Below are 18948 nucleotides of genomic sequence, written 5' to 3'. Positions count from 1 at the left end.
CTGAAGTAGAACTGGTGAGAGCCATCCAGAAAGCCGTGCAAAACCGCCCCTGTTTTCGTTCAGATAAATCTGAAAATTGCCTAGATACAGACTGTCAATGGAAAACCGAATGTAACAAAATAATTGCAGAGTGGCTACGATGATTGTTTATCCCGAATATAGGCAATGAATAGGGGCGGCATGGTTTTGCCGGTTTTTTGACACCCCTTATTAAAATAATAATAACACATTGTTTTTTAATTACTTTATTAACTTGGCATAGAAATAGCTTGATTCCATACAAAATCATCAAGACATGAGGATGTTGTCATGGATTCAAAAGTTATACCATTATCCGTTGTAAACAATAAAACGCTGGATTCTGCACAAGCCGCTAATTTAAAGCATTTCGACATCAGTAGTGCACTACAAACCACGCTGGATTTTAAGCAAATCATCACCATCTTCAGCGAAAAAATTCAAACGCTGATTCCACACAGTGGCTTCGTTTATCAAAACACCGACTTCAATTTACTCTATAAAAAAGGCATTGAAACGCGTTATGCCTGTAATTACAGCCTGTCTATCGAGCAGCAGGGTTTAGGTGAATTAAAATTGATGCGGCAACAACAGCCGTTTACAGAACATGATCTGGAACAACTAGAGACACTGTTGTGCTGTCTGATTTATCCTTTAAAAAATGCCAGCCTGTATCAGCATGCCATTAATATGGCACATACCGATCCATTAACCCAACTTCAAAATCGGACGGCATTCGATGATGCCATTCGTCGGGAATATAGTCTCAGCCACCGCAATCAACAACCACTATCGCTAATTTTTATTGATATTGATCACTTTAAACAAATCAATGATGTTTATGGTCACCAATGCGGCGACTTTGCGTTGCGTAGCGTTGCTCATTGGATTACAGAATCAATACGCGACTGTGATATGGTATTTCGTTATGGCGGTGAGGAATTTGTGGTCTTGCTGAGTAACACCGGCTTAGGCAAAGCCCGCACCATTGCTGAAAGAATCCGTCATTCTATTGAACAGCATACCTTAGCCTATGAAATGCAAACCCTGCGACTAACTGCCAGCATGGGTGTCAGTTCATTGTCCGGGAATGAAACGGCTGAGGACTTTATCAAGCGTGCGGATGATGCTATGTATCAAGCCAAAAAGAAAGGCCGTAACCGCGTGGTAGTCAAGGCATAAAATTCGGTTATTGTTTAGAAATGGTGTCTGTCAGTATTCTGCTAGGCCATGATATAGTGAGTAAAGGCCTCAACCGATAACGGTTTACTGAAATAATAGCCCTGAAAAATCTCGCAGCCACGCGCCTCTAAAAATTCTTTCTGCCCTTTATCTTCTACCCCTTCGGCCACAATTTCTAACTGCAGGTTGTTGGCCATATGGATAATCGTTTCGACAATCACCGCATCATTCGGATCGATTAAAATATCACGCACAAAACTTTGATCGATTTTGAGCTGATCCAGTGGCAATGATTTTAAATAGGCCAGAGAAGAATAACCGGTGCCAAAGTCATCGATGGATATTTTTACCCCGATTTCTTTTAAGGCACGCATTTTTTCGACTGTTTCATGGATATTTTTAAGCAAGATCCCTTCTGTGAGTTCGATAAACAGGGCCGACGCTGGAATGCCAGAGCGCTTTATCGCCTGCCGTACACTTTCCACAAAATGAGCTTGAGAAAATTGCCGGGCGCTGACATTGACCGCAACATGATCCAGTAAAATCCCGCGCTCTGACCACTGTCTTAAATGCTGACAAGCCTGGTTGAGCACCCATTCGCCGATTTCGATGATCAACCCAGTCTCTTCGGCTAATGGAATAAATTGCGCCGGTGAAATGACACCTTTTTCGGCATGCTGCCAACGAATCAATGCCTCGGCGCTATGCACATTGCCATCCCTGTCTAACTGTGGCTGATACACCAGAGTGAAATCATTTTGTTTTAGCGCTCTGCGTAATTCCTTCTCCAAAAAAAGCCTTTCATCGGCTTGCTGCTGCATGGTGATGTGGTAAAAACACACCGCATTGCGGCCTTGCTCCTTAGCCGCATACATAGCCTTATCCGCCTGCTGTAATATCGCGTTTGCCGACACACCCTCTTCTGGAAAAATACTGATTCCAAAGCTCGATGAACAAATATGCTCATATTCACCCATAAAATACGGTTGCTCCAATGCTTTACGAATTTTTTCGGCCACTTTATGTGACGCTTCTTGAATTTGATCCTGTGATTGCGCATGCGGCCGAATCAATACAACAAATTCATCGCCACCTAAACGCGCTGCCAGGTCTTCATCGCGTAATACTGATTGAATTCTGCCTGCGACCTGTTTGAGTAATTCATCGCCAACATGGTGGCCTAAGGAATCATTTAAAACCTTGAATCGATCTAAGTCCATAAAAATCACAGCACCATAGACGTTATTCCGTTTGGCACTGATGATTTCAGTTTGCAGTTGATTTAACAGAAGGCGCCGATTCGCTAACCCTGTCAACGCATCATAAAATGCGAGTTCAGCAATCTCCTGTTCCGATTTTTTTTGTTCAGTAATATCGCGAATACTGATAAGCACCAACTGATCACCCAATGAAGGCAGCAATGTCATATTGATGGCACATAAAATATTTTCACCTGCTGCATTGATATGGGTCCATTGAAACTCAACCCGTCCCTGTTTAATGACTTCGGCCATTTTCTCCTGCGCCATCTGTAAACTAGGTTTCCCATTATCCTGAAACTGGGGCGAAAAACTCATAGGATCCACCCTTTCCAGGCCCTGCTTAGGTAACCCAAATAAACGCAATGTTTTGGCATTCGCCTCGACAATTTTAAAGCGCTCAACATCGAAAATAATCAAGGCTTCAAAACTGCTTTCAAATAAGGTTCTGTATTTGCGTTCTTTAAAACGCAATTCTTCTTCAATGTGATAATATTCGGTGACATCAACCATCACCCCCATCATACGTGTCAGATTCTGGCCTGCGTCTTTTTCAACCGTGACAATATCCCTGACCCAGATAAAATGACCATTTTCATGCCGCATACGGTAATCGAATTGATGGCTTTTTCCGGCTTCAGTCTGCTCCCGGCAAAATGCTGGTGCCCATTTCCGATCATCCGGGTGCATGGTTTTTAGCCAAAAATCATGTTCCAGGCATTTGTCTGGCGGATACCCTAAAATAGTCCTGGCCTGCTCACTCACAAAGGTAAATTGAAAGCTCTCTGTATCTGCCTGCCAAAAAACCGCCTGTTGTGATTGAATTAAAGCCCGGAACTTTTGTTCGCTTTCAGCCAGTTCCCGCGTTCGCGATTTAACCAGTTGTTCGGTGCGAAGAGTGCGTCCTGTCAGCATCAATACACCGGCTGTCACTAATGTCGCGAAGATAAAACCGATAATAATCAGGTTGTAAAAATAAATATGTACCGATTCGACAAAAGATGGCGCGGGAAAATAGGAAATATTCCAGGTTTGATTTGCAATCTGAATGGTATCAGTTGTTTTAAAGTCATTTAATACTTTCAGATCTTCATGTGTATAGTTCTGATAAATAGGCTGGCCTTTTCGAGTAATCTGCACAAAAAGCTTAAGATTTGGCCACTGGGTAAAAAAATCGCTCAGCATATCATCAATCACTGAAACTGTGGCCACGACACCTAAAAACGCATTACGCCGCTGCTCTACGGTTTTTAGTGTATAGCCTTTAGCATAAACCGGCGCATAAAATACTACGCCGGCTTTAGGCCGTTTGGTCTGAATCAATCTAACCGGTGCAATGACCTGGGTTCTCCCTGAGTCACGCGCCGCATACAGTGCTTTCTGTGCAACTGGGTATGAGGCCACATCATACCCCCAGGCAGCCAAATTATTTTCGACCGGGTAAAGATAACGAATCACATAATACGCCTCCCGGTCTGCCGCAGGTACAGGTGGCCCGGATTGACGCCATTCTGTAATTTTAAGATTTAAGTCGCGTTCAAATTGCGATCTTTTAAAAGCTGGGACTTTTTCAATCCATTCAAACGCACGAATATAAGAATTTTTAGCCAATAACGGTTTAACCAGAGTCGTAAAGTTCTGGGCTGACACCTCAGGCACAATATCAAAAAAGTTCTTGATAAATTCAGTTAATGCTTCCTGGTCAGAAAAATTATCTCGCAAAACAGTGGAAACACGCGCACTATTTTTTTGAAACACGGCAAACAGACGCTTTTGTTCGAGGACCGTACTGACCTGGAAAAAAGCAAACAAGAGAATACTGGTTATCAGCAGCGGCAATGCGACCATTTTAATACGCTGCCGCCAGACCGTTTCAGGCTGACCAATCCAGCAAAGTAACAGTGGCGTAAAGACAATAACGCCTAAACTATCACCTACCCACCACGTATACTCTTCGCAAATGAGAATTTAGCATAAAAAGATGACGTAATGGAGTGAAATATATAAAATAAGGCCATGTCGAATTACACCCTTCCAGAGACTGAATTAGCCGATTTGCGCGAAGCCATGGTGAGCTTCGAGAAAACGTGATGCAGACCGAGTTAAAGCCATCATTCTTTAGGTTCAGGCTGGTCAGCAACAAACGTTGCCGAAGCACTTCTCATTGACCGTACAATCCGTACCTACTATCGAAAATATAAGAAAGGTGGTCTTGCTAAACTCCTACAAACTCAGCATGTTGGAAGTGCCAGTTTCTTATCGGTTTCAGAAGCGACCGAGTTGGATGAATATCTGCAGAAAAATCTTCACTTAACCGCTAAATCGGTTGCAGCTTACATTAAAGAGCGTTGGCAGGTTCGCTATAGTGAACGCGGTGTGACAGCCTGCTGCATCGCTTGGGTTATGTCTATAAAAGCCCAAGCTGATACCCGGCAAAGCTAATGCAAAGCCCAACTGAGTTCCTTGAGAAATATCAACAACTAAAGGAAGACAAGCAGCCCGAAGACTTGATATTGTTCATGGATGGTGTTCATCCACAACATAATCCTGTAATGGCTTGTGGTTGGATTAAGCGTGGTGTGGAATTCACGATTCAGAGTAATACCGGGCGTCAACGTCTCAATGTCAACGGTGCAGTCAATATCGATTCTCTGGATACTGTCTGCCGCTTCTATGACACCATCAATGGCGAGGCAACGATTGATCTTTGTAAGGCGATTGAAGAACGTTACCCGAAGGCTGGGACTATTTACATCATTTGCGATAATGCACGCTACTACCGATCAAAGGCTGTCAGACAATTTCTTGAAATGTCGCGAATTGAATTAGTGTTTTTACCGCCGTATGCGCCGAATCTTAATTTGATTGAACGGTACTGGCGATATTTCAAGAAATCTTATATGACCAGTATTATGAAACATTCAAAGAATTCAAAATAGCCTGCGAGACATTCTTTTCTGAGCCAGAAAAGCATGTCGACAATTTGCGCTCACTTTTAACTGAGAATTTTCAAATTATCGGTGCATGATGGTTTGCTCTATTTTCATGTGCGGAGAGTATAAAACTCAAATCAATCACATCTTGCCAGGGGATGGATTTAAACATTACCAAGCCGACACCGCCAAAAACAGGCGCGATGAGGCAACTTAACATTCCCCCGACCAAAAAAATCAAGATACTTTTATCGTCAAGCAATGGATTATTCCGGCCATTGAAATATTCAATACCCCGCACCCCGATAACAGCCTGTAACAAACTGCCAGCGGCACTCAACAAAGCGATGGCTAAATTTTCATTAAAAAATTTACCCGTATCAGTGCTAAAAGCCAACCAGTCAGCAAAAAAAATGCCCAATGCTAAACCGGGCAAAATTTTACTGCGATAAACCCATACCGCCGCCAATGCCAAGCCAGCCGCCGGCCAAAAAGGACTGACATAGCCTGATAACACCGATAAATAGATACTGAAAGAACCCAGTATGGTATACCCTACAGCGACAGCACTATTTCGGATAAACCATTGATACAAATTCGGTAATGCTGAAACTTTCATAATTCAGGGCAATTGTGGGTTATTTTTATTCTGCTCAGTAAATTGACTGTACCGGCTTAAGTATAGAGCAGATTTGGCACACTAAATTGACAACACTTAACTTTGAAATGATTTTTTATCGCCAAATGTGTGCTGCCAATCCTGATTAAATTGCTTGATGGCCGCTTCTGTCCCCGTGTGTCTTAGAAGCTGGGTCGCCACATCCAAAGGTAAAGTAATGGCGGCTATGCCCGTCTGAATCACAGCCATAGCCTGGTGGATACTTTTAAAACTGGCAGCCAAAATTTTGCACTCGGGCCGATGCATGTGTAACAGTTGTTGTAAATCCCCAACCATTTCAACACCATCTGCGCCACTGGCTTCGATGCGATTGACATACGGAGCCAGATAGTCCGCTCCCGCTAACGTCGCCATAAAGCCTTGTTGGACGGTATAAATTGCTGTCGCTAAAACCGGAATATTATTGGCGCTGACGTGCCGAATCGCCGCCAGGCCGTTTTCATTCGCCGGGATTTTAACCACGATATCGTAGGGCAAGGCGTTTAATTGTTTCGCCTCATCTACAATATCTTCAACCGTTTGACTGACGACTTGCACATGAAAGCGTGCCACAGGCCCCATGACCTGTGTGACTTGCTCAAGTAGTGCATTCACACCACAGCCTGAGCGTGCCAGAATCGTTGGATTGGTCGTTATCCCTTTTAGCGGTAAAAATTGTTGAAAATGGGTGATTTGCGCCACATCGGCGCTGTCTAGGTAAAGTTCAAACATGCTTTATATTGGTTAGGCAATAGGTTTAATTGACGCGCTTTACACCGCAAAACCTCATTCGGTTTATATTGGAATAACGCCAAAACAATAGTTCGGATTTATTTTGTAATCACAAAACGAACGGCATCGAGTTTCAACTGCGTCTGTTGAATATTATCATGCCCCAACAAAGCGAGTTCTTTGAGCTGTTCGATTTCGTCTTGTTTAATGCCAGGGTTCACCTGCTTCAAGCGTGTCAGGCGTTTGATTTCTGTCCGATATGTCAGCAATAATTGTTGACAGCTTGCATCAATCAGTACCTGCATTCTGCGTTCTGCTTCCTGCTCTGCCAGACGTATCATGGCGTTGATAACTTCACGCTGATGATTCAAAAACTGAGCAATTTGTTGTTTGTCAAAACGGTCACCGGTGTCAATCATACTTTGATGACTGATTTCATCACTACGATCATTCTGGTTCTGGTCAATTAAAATCCGAATTGGGGTGGGCGGTAAAAACCGGCTGATTTGTAATACGGGCGGTGCACTGCATTCAACGATAAACAACATCTCCAACAAAAATTGCCCGCCTTTTAACGCTGGATGTTGAATCACGGCAACCGAAGCATTTCCAGTTTCGCTGGACAATACCCTATCCATTGCTGCCATCACCATTGGATGCTCATCCGTCAAAAACTGCATATCTTCACGCGCCAACGCAATGTCGCGGTTGATAGTGACAGTAACACCATCATCTTCCAATCCCGGAAAATGTGCTTCCCGCATATTTTCAGTCGGCGTCAGGATATAACAATCGGCGGAATGAAATTCGGTATTGATGCCATAACAATCAAAGACTTGCTCCATATAGGGCCATAAAGAGCCATCGAGCTCTCGCTTTTTCAGTGCTTCAATCAACTGCCGGGCTTGTTCGGGACGACATGAATTCAATTCCAGCAAAGGGTCTCGACCCTTGTGTAATTGTTCTTCCACCTGCTTTAACACCTGCTGTGTTTTTGCAATCAGTGTCTCAACACAGTCACTGTTGTCGGCTTGCATCAATGCCTGCTATAGCTCTGGCTGCACCTGTTCTAGTACTTGCGCGGCACCATTGCAGTTATGCTGAAAGGCATTCAAGCCCTCGTGATACCAGCGATACAAGACATGCTGCGGGCTGTTTTCAATATACGGAATATGAATTTGAATCACATGGGTCTGGCCAATACGATCCAAGCGACCTATGCGCTGCTGTAATAAATCAGGGTTATCCGGCAAGTCAAATAACAACAGATGATGCACAAATTGGAAATTTCGACCTTCGCTACCGATTTCCGAACAGAGCAGTATCGTAGCCGACGATTCCGGGTCAGCAAAATAAGCGGCTGCCCGATCGCGTTCGACAATACTCATGCCCTCATGGAAAACGGCGGCGGCAATGCCGTGTTTTTCCCGCAACCATTTTTCCAGTGCGACGACTGTCTCCGCCTTGTGACAGATCAGCAAGGCTTTTTCAGACCCAAGTTGTTTTATTTTTTTCAGCAGCCAATCTTGATAAACATCTTCCACAGCTGCCCCGTTTGCCGACAAAGAATAAGCATGACATTGCCGGTCAGGAAAACCTTTGACGGTCTGTCTAGAATTACGAAACAAAATGCGGCCGGTTCCGTGCTGATCAAGCAACAACTGAATCAATTCATCCCGCACTGCCCTGATATCATCGGCCTGATTCACTTGCGCCAGCAATTTCTCGGCGTGATCATGACGAATAAGTTGTTGCAGCGTGTCAATTTCATCAATCGTCAAAGCGCTATCGGACAGCAGTCGATGGGCAATTTCAGCAACTGGCTCATACTGTTTCTGTTCGGCCTGAAACTGCTCAAAATCATAAAACCGGTCTGGATCCAATAATCTTAAGCGGGCAAAATGGCTCTTTGCCCCCATCTGTTCTGGCGTCGCTGTCAGTAAAACCAGGCCAGGCGTGGATAAGGCAAGGTTTTCAACAAAACGATATTCAGCGCTAGGATTCTGCTCATCCCATTCGATATGATGGGCTTCATCGATCACGACCATATCCCAGCCCGCATCCAGAACCTGTTGTTGTCGCTTAGGATGTTGCGCTAGAAACCCCTGCCCACATAACACGAGCTGCTCGGTTAAAAATGGATTTTCACCCACTTCTGCGGCCACTTGGCAACGTTCTTCATCAAATAGGCTGAAACGTAAATTAAAGCGCCGGATCATTTCAACCAGCCACTGATGCAACAAGGCATCCGGTACAATAACCAGAATACGCTTACTCAACCCGTTCAGTAGCCGGTGATGCATAATCAGCCCGGCTTCAATAGTTTTACCTAAACCAACTTCATCGGCCAGCATAACCCGTGGTTGAATCCGATTAGCGGCCTCATGAGCAATATAAATCTGATGTGGAATCAGCGCTGCTCGAGCGCCTTGTAATCCTTTAACCGATGACTGCTGAAACGCTTCCTGCCGCCGCCAGGTTTCATACCGCAATTGAAACCAGGCGGGTGAATCGAATTGACCACTAAACAGACGATCTTGCGGCTTGTTAAACTGAATATGGGGGTTCAGATCCATTTCCTCCAGCGTGACAGAATCCCCGCTTTCGTTTTTACCGATATAGATCAGAAGACCATCTTGCTCCTGAACGGCATCAATCTTGATTTTTTCGCCATCGATCGATTCTATGCTATCGCCCGGCGAAAATTGTACACGCGTCAACGGCGCATTGGCCTTAGCATAGACTCGTCGCTCACCCGTCGCCAGATATAACACGGTAACCCGGTTGAATTCGACCTCCAGAATAAGACCCAAGCCTAATTCTGCTTCGGTATTACTCATCCAACGTTGCCCAGGAACCATAGTCGTCATTTAACCCAGCCTTGCCATGGAAAGTGGCCAAAAGAAAGTCTCCTTGTATCCATAAGTTTTGTGTACCCCGTGTTATTAAGTAATGACCGAAGGATGAATAGCGTTTTAGGCTGTGATTTTTGAAATGCCTACAGCTTCTCTAAGTTCCTGAATAAATGGTGTTGCAATCGCTCGTGCCTTTTGTGCGCCCTCTTGCAATTGTTCTTCAATATGCTCAGGTGCATCTAATAAAGCCTGATAGCGCTCCCGTGCCGGTGCGATTTCTTCGTTTATTTTTTCAAATAAAATCTTTTTCATTTCACCCCAGCCAATGCCTTCGGCATAACGATGACGCATCTCAGCCACTTCAGAGTCACGGGCAAATGCCTGATAGATCCCAAACAAAGTACAGCCTTCTGGGTCTTTAGGCTCGCCAGGCTCCAAGGAGTTGGTTTTGATTTTATTGATCAATTTACGGAATTTTTTCTCATTTTCAAACAATGGGATGGTGTTGTTATAACTTTTACTCATTTTGCGCCCATCTAATCCCAACAATGTTGCTGCATTTTCCTCCACCACAGCTTCCGGCAAGGTAAAATGTTCACCATAAATATGGTTAAATCGACTGGCAATATCGCGTGCCATTTCAATATGCTGAATCTGATCTTTTCCAACCGGTACCTTGTTGGCATTAAACATTAAAATATCGGCCGCCATTAAAATAGGATAACTGAACAGGCCCATGGTAATGCCTTTATCCGGGTCCTTACCGCCGGCTTCTTCATTTTCGGCCACAGCGGCTTTATAAGCATGCGCCCGATTCATCAAACCTTTTGCTGTTACACAAGTCAACATCCACGTCAATTCCAGTATTTCAGGCACATCCGACTGACGATAGAACACGGCATTGGAGGTATCTAACCCTAAAGCCAGCCAGGTTGCCGCTATTTCTAGGCTCGATTGTTTTACTCGTTCAGGTTCATGACATTTAATTAAGGCATGATAATCAGCCAGAAAATAAAATGGCCTGACATCATCATTTTTACTGGCGGCAATTGCGGGCCGAATCGCGCCGGCATAATTGCCCAAATGGGGCGTTCCTGTAGTGGTAATTCCTGTAAGAACGATGGACTTGCTCATAAATTATCCTTGAATTTTTAAGTTACAAAATGCAAAAAAGAGTTCACAAAATAAAAGACAGCATCAGCTTAACCTAGCTTTATCGTTAATAACATAAGCTATTGATAAAAAATAAATAATTTCATGACACGACAATGACAAGGCTGGGTAACTCATTGACCGCAACCGGACTAACATGCCCGCACACTATTGAGTAAACACTTAAGTCTTTAATTACGTTTAACCGATAATTATAGCCTAAACCACCCTGCTCTAGCTTCTTCGCATTTAAACGCTTTCATCCTGTCCAGTAGGTTACAATACTCAAGCCAAACAGGTTACAGATTGACAGGATAAGCGTATGAATAATAATGATAATAAGAAATTTCCCGCCGCCAACCAGTTAAAAAAACTCAGAACGACGCTGGCTATCTTACAAGGCACACACCTTTTATCCACCTTGTCGCGCGAAGCCGAAGCAACCGTTTCACATGATCAAACCAAGCGTGTCACCTATCTGACTATGTTATTCACCCGTATTCATCGGGATATTTTTCATGACTGGAAAGACCAGGCCAGTGTCAATCACCGACCAGGAATCATTATTTCCGCCACCACTCGAAAACGCTTTCGTAACACCATTGGCCAGTTGGTGCTTGATGGCCAGAAAAACAAAGACACCGCGATATTCGACAATAACGGTTTTGTCATTTATACCGAAAATATTGCTGACAGGCTGGCGCGTTTTTATCAGGAAATGCGACATGTACGGCCATTTTCCTATGGCAATCGCATTACACTTGATTTATTTATGAGCACGCTAGGACACTTGCCGGCCTTTAAAGCTGTTTACGAAGCCGGTATTGATTTTAGACGACTGGCCAAAGGCGACGCAGTTATTCTTCATAGCCCAGATAGCGACCTTAAGCAAATCAGCCTCGCATTTCAACATGCCTTAGATCCAGTCTGCAATAAAACCTTGGCAAACAAAGCTAACAGCTACGGCACCTGGCCGGAAAACAAATATTTTCTATCCGGCATTCCGTTTCTATCCCATACCACAGAAGATGGTGTGCTGTGTTTAGTCACCGTGACCGGCGGACTAGTTCCAGTGAATAGCATTACTGAAGATCCATTCAGCGAAGGTAAACACCTAGCCGACAGTCCTTTGAGTATTGCCGAAAAAATAATTGGCTATCTGCCTGGTACAGAATACCTCCGACATCCAGATAAACGCCTGATTGATGGTATCCCCATTCGAGAAGATGGTGTTGCCCCTCTATTTTGCTTGGATGTCAATATGCTGACCGGCCTACGCACCCCCAGCCACATGGAGTTTCTGGATCTTCTAAAAGAATGTGAAGGCGATAAAAAGCATTTGTTTAAAGTTGCCAATAACGAGCCACTTAAAAAACGTCTGCTTGCCGCCGCCGATGGTGATAAACGCCTGGAACGAACCGTTGAAATCGCCTATGACAGACTCTGTAGCATACAGCGTATCTTAATCAATACCCGACAAAAAATATTTGAAGGGAAAATTCCCGTCCTAAAACCTAAATTATTCATGAGCATGGGTGGGGCCGGCGCAGGAAAAACAGCCGTCGAAGAAATTGCTACCGCTCAATGCGGAGACAACTATGTCATTGCCTCGTTGGACGAATTCCGTAAATTAAGTGATCTATACAATGTACTAACCGCAGCCAACCACCACAGTGACGACTATGTTTATGTAGAACCCTTTGCCAATCGACTACGGGATATGGTGGCACAACACGCCAAGGAAGCCGGCATCAATATTCTCTACGATGGCACAGGGATTCCCTATCAACCGCGCTACTCCACTATTATTCAGGATTTCAAGGCCGCTGGTTTCCATACTCAAATTACTGCAGTCGATGCTTTTCTGGTCAAACCACACGGGCGCGAAACAGAACTCTCACGCTGCGGCGTTATCGAAAGCGTCAAAGAACGCTTTAAACGTACCGGCCGTGCCTTACCCTGGGTCATTACCATCGATAAACATATCCGCGCACCGCGTTCGTTTCTAACCGCCGTCGAAGATCCAAACCTTGAAAAAATCACCTTATTTGCCAATGATGGCAATATTGACCAGCACTACCTGGTTGCTGAAAGTTTTACCTTGTCTGAACGAGAAATCAATGCGTTACAACAGCATCAGTCCCAACATTCACTCCAACCTTTTTTAAAAACATTAATCCTTGAACACCCCGATTCGTTTCTTAAAAAGTTAGCAGGACATCACCAACAGAAATTGCTATCATTGATTCAACGCAACCCTGGCTTTACCGAAAATAATGTGGCTTATCAAATTTATAGCAATCCATTCGGTTTACGCGGCCTGGTCATTTACAACAGTCAACGCTGGATAGACTTTCTTCAGAAAAGACAACTCAATCCCAATGCATCTGGTGAAGAAGGTTTGTTGCATAAATCTGACGCCTTGATCTTTCACGTCGACCCTTTAGCCGATACCCCTTGGATCACCCGTTTACAAGGTGAAGATTGATAAAATAATTTTTGTTGGAAAAAATTTAAAAAAATAATGAACTATTTCGAATTAATTTGTCATATAATGGACAGACTTAGGGGGCGACTTGGCTTCGACGCAGGTAGCAAAACCTTGAGTGCATGCCGAGGACAGTACATCTCGTAAAACATACTGACTTTAAAGTATTCGCAAACGACGAAAACTACTCAGTGGCTTTAGCTGCTTAAAAACAGCACCACTCCTCTGACTGCATGTGCTTATGCGTGCAGAGTCCTTCGGGACATTCAGGGGTCATCTTACATAAGATCGCGCCTAGACTTCGTCCGGAGTCGAAAGCGTTAAAACCAATCGGAATCGCTGATGATTTTCCTGGCCCATCGGGTAGTCATCAGTTAAATTAAAAGCATGGGACAAGCATGTAGACCTTAAGGCGGAGTACTTGCGGACGCGGGTTCAATTCCCGCCGCCTCCACCAATTCAACTTCCAGACAAGTCCAAGAAAGTCCATAAAGCCTTGAATTATAACGATTCATGGCTTTTTTTATGTCTTATAGCGTCCAATAGAATCCATTGACATACCGTCAATTGTGGCGGTATAAATGACGGTACATTTAATTAACCCGGAGTTGATACCGTCATGCCTCTTACAGACACCGCCATCCGTAACGCTAAGCCAAAAGCCAAGCAATATAAAATCGCCGATGAAAAAGGCATGTATTTGCTGGTCAAACCCAATGGCAGTAAATACTTCCGACTGGATTACCGCATACACGGAAAACGCAAAACTTATGCGATAGGCGTTTATCCATCCATCACTCTAAAAAAAGCGCGACAGATTAGAGATACCGTCAAAGAGCAAATAACTGACGGTATCGACCCCTGCGAACATAAAAAGGCCACTAAACGCATGAGTGATTCTGACAGCTTTGAAGCGGTGGCGCGTGACTGGCATAATCGACACAAACCCAACTGGACAGAAAACCACGCAGGCAGAATACTGACACGGCTGGAAAAAGATATTTTCCCGTGGGTAGGTAAAAGACAAATAAGCACAATCACCCCGCCAGAGTTACTGGCTGTCTTGCGACGCATCGAATCCCGAGGCGCATTGGAAACAGTCCACAGAGCCATGCAGAATTGTAGCCAAGTGTTTCGTTATGCCGTAGCGACAGGCAAAGCCGAACGCGACCCCACCCAAGACCTGAAAGGCGCATTACCACCGGTCAAGAAAAAGCACCTTGCCAGCATCACAGAACCCAAGCAAATAGCCGAACTTTTACGCGCCATTGACGGTTACAAAGGCCACTTTATCAGCAAGTGTGCCATGCGGTTAGCGCCATTGGTATTTGTTCGGCCTGGGGAACTCAGACAAGCGGAATGGTCAGAAATCGACCTGGACAATGCAGAGTGGAAAATACCGGCTGAAAAAATGAAAATGCGACAGGTTCATATCGTGCCGTTATCCCGGCAGGCTATCGCGATATTGGAAGAAATCAAACCCCTGACGGGGGCTGGTAAATATGTTTTTCCAAGTATCCGCACCAATACCCGGCCAATGTCTGAAAATACCGTGCTGGCAGGATTAAGGCGTTTAGGTTACAGCAAAGAGGAAATGACCGGGCATGGCTTCCGCTCAATGGCATCCACACTGTTAAACGAACAGGGCTGGAACCGTGACGCGATTGAACGGCAGCTTGCCCACTCTGAGCGTGACTCAGTCCGGGCGGCTTACAATTACGCCGAACATTTACAGGAACGCGCAAAGATGATGCAAGCTTGGTCAGACTATCTGGACGGATTAAAGCAAGGCGCGACCGTCATTCCGTTTAAACAAGCTGCGGGCAAGTGATTGCAGCGCGGATTTTGCCCCACACACCGGCAATGCTTGCCGGTTATGCAAAACACACTCAACTAATTGATATAGCTTACAAAATTTTATCTTGTTTGGTAAGTTGTTGAATAATAAGAAAACACAATATATTGTGTTTTAAGCCTGAAGCTAGGCACAATATATTGTGTCTGATTTATTCAAAGCAAAAAGACACTGATGGTCATTTTGCGATATAATGCGCTTGTCTTTTTTAGACAAGCGCAAAAAAGCCTCGTGATGGCTTGGCGGCATATTCACGAAGCTTTTGATTATTCATCAATAAAAAATGAACGCGGACAATGAATATCATCCACAGTTGAATGATAAACCAAATAAATAAATTAGTAAACTTTTTTTGTTTTATTTATTTTTATGCTTCGCGTTCATTTACTTTTTACAGGACAAAAGTAAATGAAAATCTTAAAAATCAAAGACGTTATCGCCCAAACCGGCCTTTCACGCAGCCAACTCTATAAAATGGCATCGCGAGGTCTATTTCCCCGCCAAATCAAACTCTCTGCGCGTTCCAGCGGTTGGCTTGAATCCGAAGTCAATCAATGGCTTAACGCCCGTATCGCCGAGCGCGACTGCGCCCCCTCAAAAAATGAGGAGGCCGCAAAATGAGAGCGACAACCAAATCACTCAATGTTAATTATATCAAAAACGCAATCCATCCGTTAGATTTTTTCAAATATGAACTGCCCGGCGCAAAACTTAATGGTCGCGAGTGGAATGATGGAGAGCTGTGCCCATTTCACGCAGACAATAAGCCCGGCAGCTTTTTCGTGAATGTTCAAACAGGTGCGTTTAAATGCTTCGCCTGTGACGCGGCTGGCGGTGATATTATCGCCTTCATGATGCGACGGTATGGCTTGGGCTTTATCGAAGCCCTGCGCGCCCTGAGCGACGAGTGGGGTGTGTGAAAATGAGTGAAATTTGTACAGTATTCGAAAACGTAACACAACCACGTTCCAGCAAACGATTGTCGTTCGATGATTTAATCGAAATGGCGCAGAATCCAGTCACCCTGCCCAAAACCGATGCGCGCGCCATTGCACCGCACACGGCGAACGAAAAAACCAAAACCGCAGTTCTGGCGCACGATTCAATGACGATGCTTTGGCAGGATATTGACGATGGCAACTTGTCTTTAAGTGATATAAAACAAAAGCTTACACTCGCTTTATGGAGTGAGTTTGCCTGCATCATTTACAGCACTGCCTCATCAAAGCCCGATAATCGACGCTGGCGGGTTTTGGTGCCGTTAATGATGCCATTGCCTTGTGAGCGCTGGCTTGCAGCACAGGCCGCACTCACCGAGATGATGGGTTGATGACTTTTCAAAACAAATATCGAGTGCACCCGATTATATGGCCGTGTCGGTGATGGTTGCTTTGTTGTTAATGGCCATTTAAACTGAGCCAAAACTGGCCATTAATATTGAGCCACTTTTCCAGACTTTCTTTTTTATATTAAAGCTGTAACAGTCCCTCTATTTATCTAGGGAACGTTATGAAGGAGTGGATCGTGATTCATCAGATCAAAGCATTACACAATCAAGGCAATGGTTTATCGAAGCGTAAGATTGCCAAACAATTGGGTGTTTCTCGCAATACCGTCAGTAAATATCTCAACATGCCAGAAACAGAAATTACTGAGATATTGTCCGATACCGATAGAACTAAGAAACTAGATGAATATCGGGACTACATTATTCAACTGCTGCAAACCTATCCCGATTTATCAGCGGTTAAAGTGTTACGTAAACTGAAGGCCAAGGTTGAAACACTGAGCGTGTCAGATCGTTCTGTCAGACGCTATATTCAAGCACTGAAGCAAGAAATCAGTTTTAAGCAAGCCCGTTACTATGAGCCTGTCATAGATATGGTGCCTGGCGAACAATGTCAGGTTGATGGCGGTGAACTGCGTGGCGTGATGATTAATGGTGTTGAAACCACCGTTTATTTAATGGTCTTCGTATTGTCTTATTCTCGTTTAATGCATGTATCTTTATCAAATAAGCCGATTAATACCGAGATGTTGATCAAACAGCATGATGTCGCCTTCCGTTATTTTGGCGGCATGCCTGAGGAATGTGTTTATGATCAAACTAAACTGGTGGTTATCAGTGAAACCTTCAGGGAATTAAACCTTAATCAGCTTTTTTTCAGTATGCAACCGCCGCTGGATTTCGTATTCATGCCTGTGAAGGCTATGACCCAGAAAGCAAGGGCAAGGTTGAAGCAGGTGTAAAGTATGCCAAAAACAATGGGCTCTATGGTGAAAGCTTTGCCAGCTGGCATGAATTAGAACAGTATTTTTCTGACTGGTTGGATAATACCGCTAATCAACGTGTTCATGGCAGCACAGGTAAAAAACCCAGAGAATATTATGATCAGTCAGAACAGGCTCATATGCAGCCTTATTTGACACCTTCCTGTATAGCGTCTTATTCAGCAAGTACTGTCGCTACACGTAAAGCCGATAAAACAGGACTTATCGCTTGGCAATCCAATAAATACTCCGTGCCGATGGCCTATCAAAGTGCCCGTGTCGGTGTCAAAACCGAAACAGGTCAGTTAATCATCAGTGATTTAGAAACAGGTAACAAAATTGCTGAACACCTGATCAGCATCGAGAAAGGTCAAGTCATCAAGAACACCGATCATTACCGTGATAAAGCCCAGAGGATAAAAGACTTAGAAGCTGAGCTTTTACACATTTTAGGTGACACAGAGCAGACTCAGGCTTTATGCGCCTTACTTAAAACGACCTCACCCAAAATATATAAAGACCAGCTTTTGGGCGCTAAACAAATAGTCAGCGCGTATTGCAAACAATATGGTGCTATTGAAGCAGAACATTTATCACGATTGATCAATACACCGCGCTTAACAGCAACAGGGTTAAGAGAACGTCTGCTGGCTTTCCAACAAAACCCAGAGAAAATAACGACTCACAGAGTCAGCAAGTCACACAGGATCAAGTTAATCAGGGTAATAGTGCATTAGCGCATTATGCTGCGCTAAATGGCCACCCTGGCGGTCAAGGAGAGAGCCATGTCATCCATTGATCAGGTCACCCAGAAATTCCGAAGCCTACGCATGTCAGCCATTGCAGAACATCTTGAGCCGTTATTAAGCCAAGCTGAGGCAAATGAAAGTTCTTATCTACAGTTTGCACAAAGTCTGGTTGAGTATGAAGAAAATCAACGCAACAGTAAACGTATTGAACAAAACAGACGGCGATCAGGTTTTCCCTTGCATAAAAGCCTGGAAGAGTTTGACTATCGCTTTCAGACCACGATCAGCAAGCGTGAAATGAATAGCCTGTGTGACTTTAACTTTATTGATAATCGAGATAACGTCGTCTTTATCGGGCCGCCAGGTGTGGGTAAAACGCATCTGGCTATTGGTCTGGGGCTTAAAGCGATTGATGCAGGCTATAAAGTCAGCTTCAACACGGCTTTGGCTCTTATGGAAATATTGGAATTAGCTGAACTCAAAGGCGAGTTGAAAAAGAAAATCAATCAGCTACTCAAATTTGATGTGTTGATCATTGATGAGCTCGGTTATCTACCGATGAATAAACAAGGTATGCACAACTTGTTTCAATTGATCAATGCGCTCTATGAATACCGCTCAATCATCCTGACAACCAACAAAGAATTTACGAATTGGGGTGAGTTCTTTTTCGACAACAATGTGGCCGTGCCGATTGTAGATAGGCTCATCCATCATTCACACATTTTTATGCTGGGAGGCGAAAGTTATCGACTGAAATCTAAACTTAACAAATAACTATTTCTCTGGAAAAGTG

13 protein-coding genes, 1 other RNA gene and 2 pseudogenes are annotated in these 18948 nt (G+C 44.2%); 11 read left to right on the top strand and 5 right to left on the bottom strand.

All coding sequences use genetic code 11. From position 1 onward, the window contains the following. The first annotated feature begins 309 nt into the window (after nucleotides 1-309). Nucleotides 310-1200: a GGDEF domain-containing protein gene (locus tag JEU20_RS07140; protein ID WP_198244541.1), complete on the top strand. Its 891-nt coding sequence runs from the start codon at nucleotides 310-312 to the stop codon at nucleotides 1198-1200. Nucleotides 1201-1241: 41 nt separating this feature from the next. Here JEU20_RS07140 and JEU20_RS07135 read toward each other — a convergent pair whose 3' ends face one another. After that, a complete protein-coding gene (locus JEU20_RS07135) occupies nucleotides 1242-4298 on the bottom strand; it encodes a bifunctional diguanylate cyclase/phosphodiesterase (RefSeq protein WP_198244540.1) in 3057 nt (1018 codons plus the stop codon). Nucleotides 4299-4739: 441 nt separating this feature from the next. Between JEU20_RS07135 and JEU20_RS15160 the strand changes: the two genes are divergently transcribed. Beyond that, nucleotides 4740-4901 (top strand): hypothetical protein, encoded by a 162-nt coding sequence (locus JEU20_RS15160; RefSeq protein ID WP_245395144.1) that lies wholly within the window; start codon nucleotides 4740-4742, stop codon nucleotides 4899-4901. Next, nucleotides 4901-5398 carry an IS630 family transposase gene (locus tag JEU20_RS15155; protein ID WP_245395143.1) on the top strand — a complete coding sequence of 166 codons (498 nt, stop codon included), beginning with the start codon at nucleotides 4901-4903 and terminating at the stop codon, nucleotides 5396-5398. The genes JEU20_RS15160 and JEU20_RS15155 overlap by 1 nt, the downstream gene beginning before the upstream one ends. Nucleotides 5399-5468: 70 nt before the next feature. Here the strand turns inward: JEU20_RS15155 and JEU20_RS07125 are convergent, their stop codons facing one another. The 4 genes and pseudogenes from JEU20_RS07125 to JEU20_RS07110 all read right to left on the bottom strand — a co-directional run bounded on the left by JEU20_RS07125 (nucleotide 5469) and on the right by JEU20_RS07110 (nucleotide 10771). Continuing rightward, a complete protein-coding gene (locus JEU20_RS07125; RefSeq protein ID WP_198244539.1) occupies nucleotides 5469-6011 on the bottom strand; it encodes an MASE1 domain-containing protein in 543 nt (180 codons plus the stop codon). Between the two features lie 96 nt (nucleotides 6012-6107). Next, the gene (locus JEU20_RS07120) at nucleotides 6108-6782 is read right to left on the bottom strand and encodes a transaldolase family protein (RefSeq protein ID WP_198244538.1); all 675 of its coding nucleotides are present in this window, start codon (nucleotides 6780-6782) and stop codon (nucleotides 6108-6110) included. Nucleotides 6783-6880: 98 nt separating this feature from the next. Continuing rightward, a pseudogene (rapA, locus tag JEU20_RS07115) lies at nucleotides 6881-9643 on the bottom strand (RNA polymerase-associated protein RapA). Nucleotides 9644-9757: 114 nt separating this feature from the next. After that, complete coding sequence (locus JEU20_RS07110) at nucleotides 9758-10771, bottom strand: tryptophan--tRNA ligase (protein ID WP_198244536.1); 1014 nt, start codon at nucleotides 10769-10771, stop codon at nucleotides 9758-9760. Nucleotides 10772-11111: 340 nt separating this feature from the next. Between JEU20_RS07110 and JEU20_RS07105 the strand changes: the two genes are divergently transcribed. From JEU20_RS07105 to istB, 8 genes and pseudogenes are all read left to right on the top strand, one after another. After that, complete coding sequence (locus tag JEU20_RS07105; RefSeq protein WP_198244534.1) at nucleotides 11112-13277, top strand: zeta toxin family protein; 2166 nt, start codon at nucleotides 11112-11114, stop codon at nucleotides 13275-13277. 79 nt (nucleotides 13278-13356) lie between these two features. After that, nucleotides 13357-13734, top strand: a transfer-messenger RNA (tmRNA) gene (gene ssrA, locus JEU20_RS07100). A 162-nt stretch (nucleotides 13735-13896) separates the two neighbouring features. After that, nucleotides 13897-15108 (top strand): tyrosine-type recombinase/integrase, encoded by a 1212-nt coding sequence (locus JEU20_RS07095; protein ID WP_198244532.1) that lies wholly within the window; start codon nucleotides 13897-13899, stop codon nucleotides 15106-15108. A gap of 432 nt (nucleotides 15109-15540) precedes the next feature. After that, on the top strand, nucleotides 15541-15753 hold the full coding sequence (locus JEU20_RS07090; RefSeq protein ID WP_198244530.1) for a helix-turn-helix transcriptional regulator: 213 nt from the start codon (nucleotides 15541-15543) through the stop codon (nucleotides 15751-15753). Beyond that, nucleotides 15750-16052, top strand: coding sequence for a CHC2 zinc finger domain-containing protein (locus JEU20_RS07085; protein ID WP_198244528.1), 303 nt, complete (start codon nucleotides 15750-15752; stop codon nucleotides 16050-16052). Before JEU20_RS07090 ends, JEU20_RS07085 begins: the two co-directional genes overlap by 4 nt. A 2-nt stretch (nucleotides 16053-16054) precedes the next feature. Next, nucleotides 16055-16462, top strand: coding sequence for a hypothetical protein (locus JEU20_RS07080; protein WP_198244526.1), 408 nt, complete (start codon nucleotides 16055-16057; stop codon nucleotides 16460-16462). Nucleotides 16463-16656: 194 nt separating this feature from the next. Then, nucleotides 16657-18202 (top strand): annotated as a pseudogene (gene istA / locus JEU20_RS15600) (IS21 family transposase). Further along, on the top strand, nucleotides 18189-18929 hold the full coding sequence (istB, locus tag JEU20_RS07070; protein WP_198244246.1) for an IS21-like element helper ATPase IstB: 741 nt from the start codon (nucleotides 18189-18191) through the stop codon (nucleotides 18927-18929). Before istA ends, istB begins: the two are co-directional and overlap by 14 nt. Nucleotides 18930-18948 lie beyond the last annotated feature (19 nt).

Origin of the sequence: methane-oxidizing endosymbiont of Gigantopelta aegis (assembly GCF_016097405.1) — a bacterium.
Lineage (GTDB): Bacteria > Pseudomonadota > Gammaproteobacteria > Methylococcales > Methylomonadaceae > Methylomarinum.
Note: the sequence above shows the minus strand (reverse complement) of the source record. Positions and strands in the feature narration are given on the sequence as shown.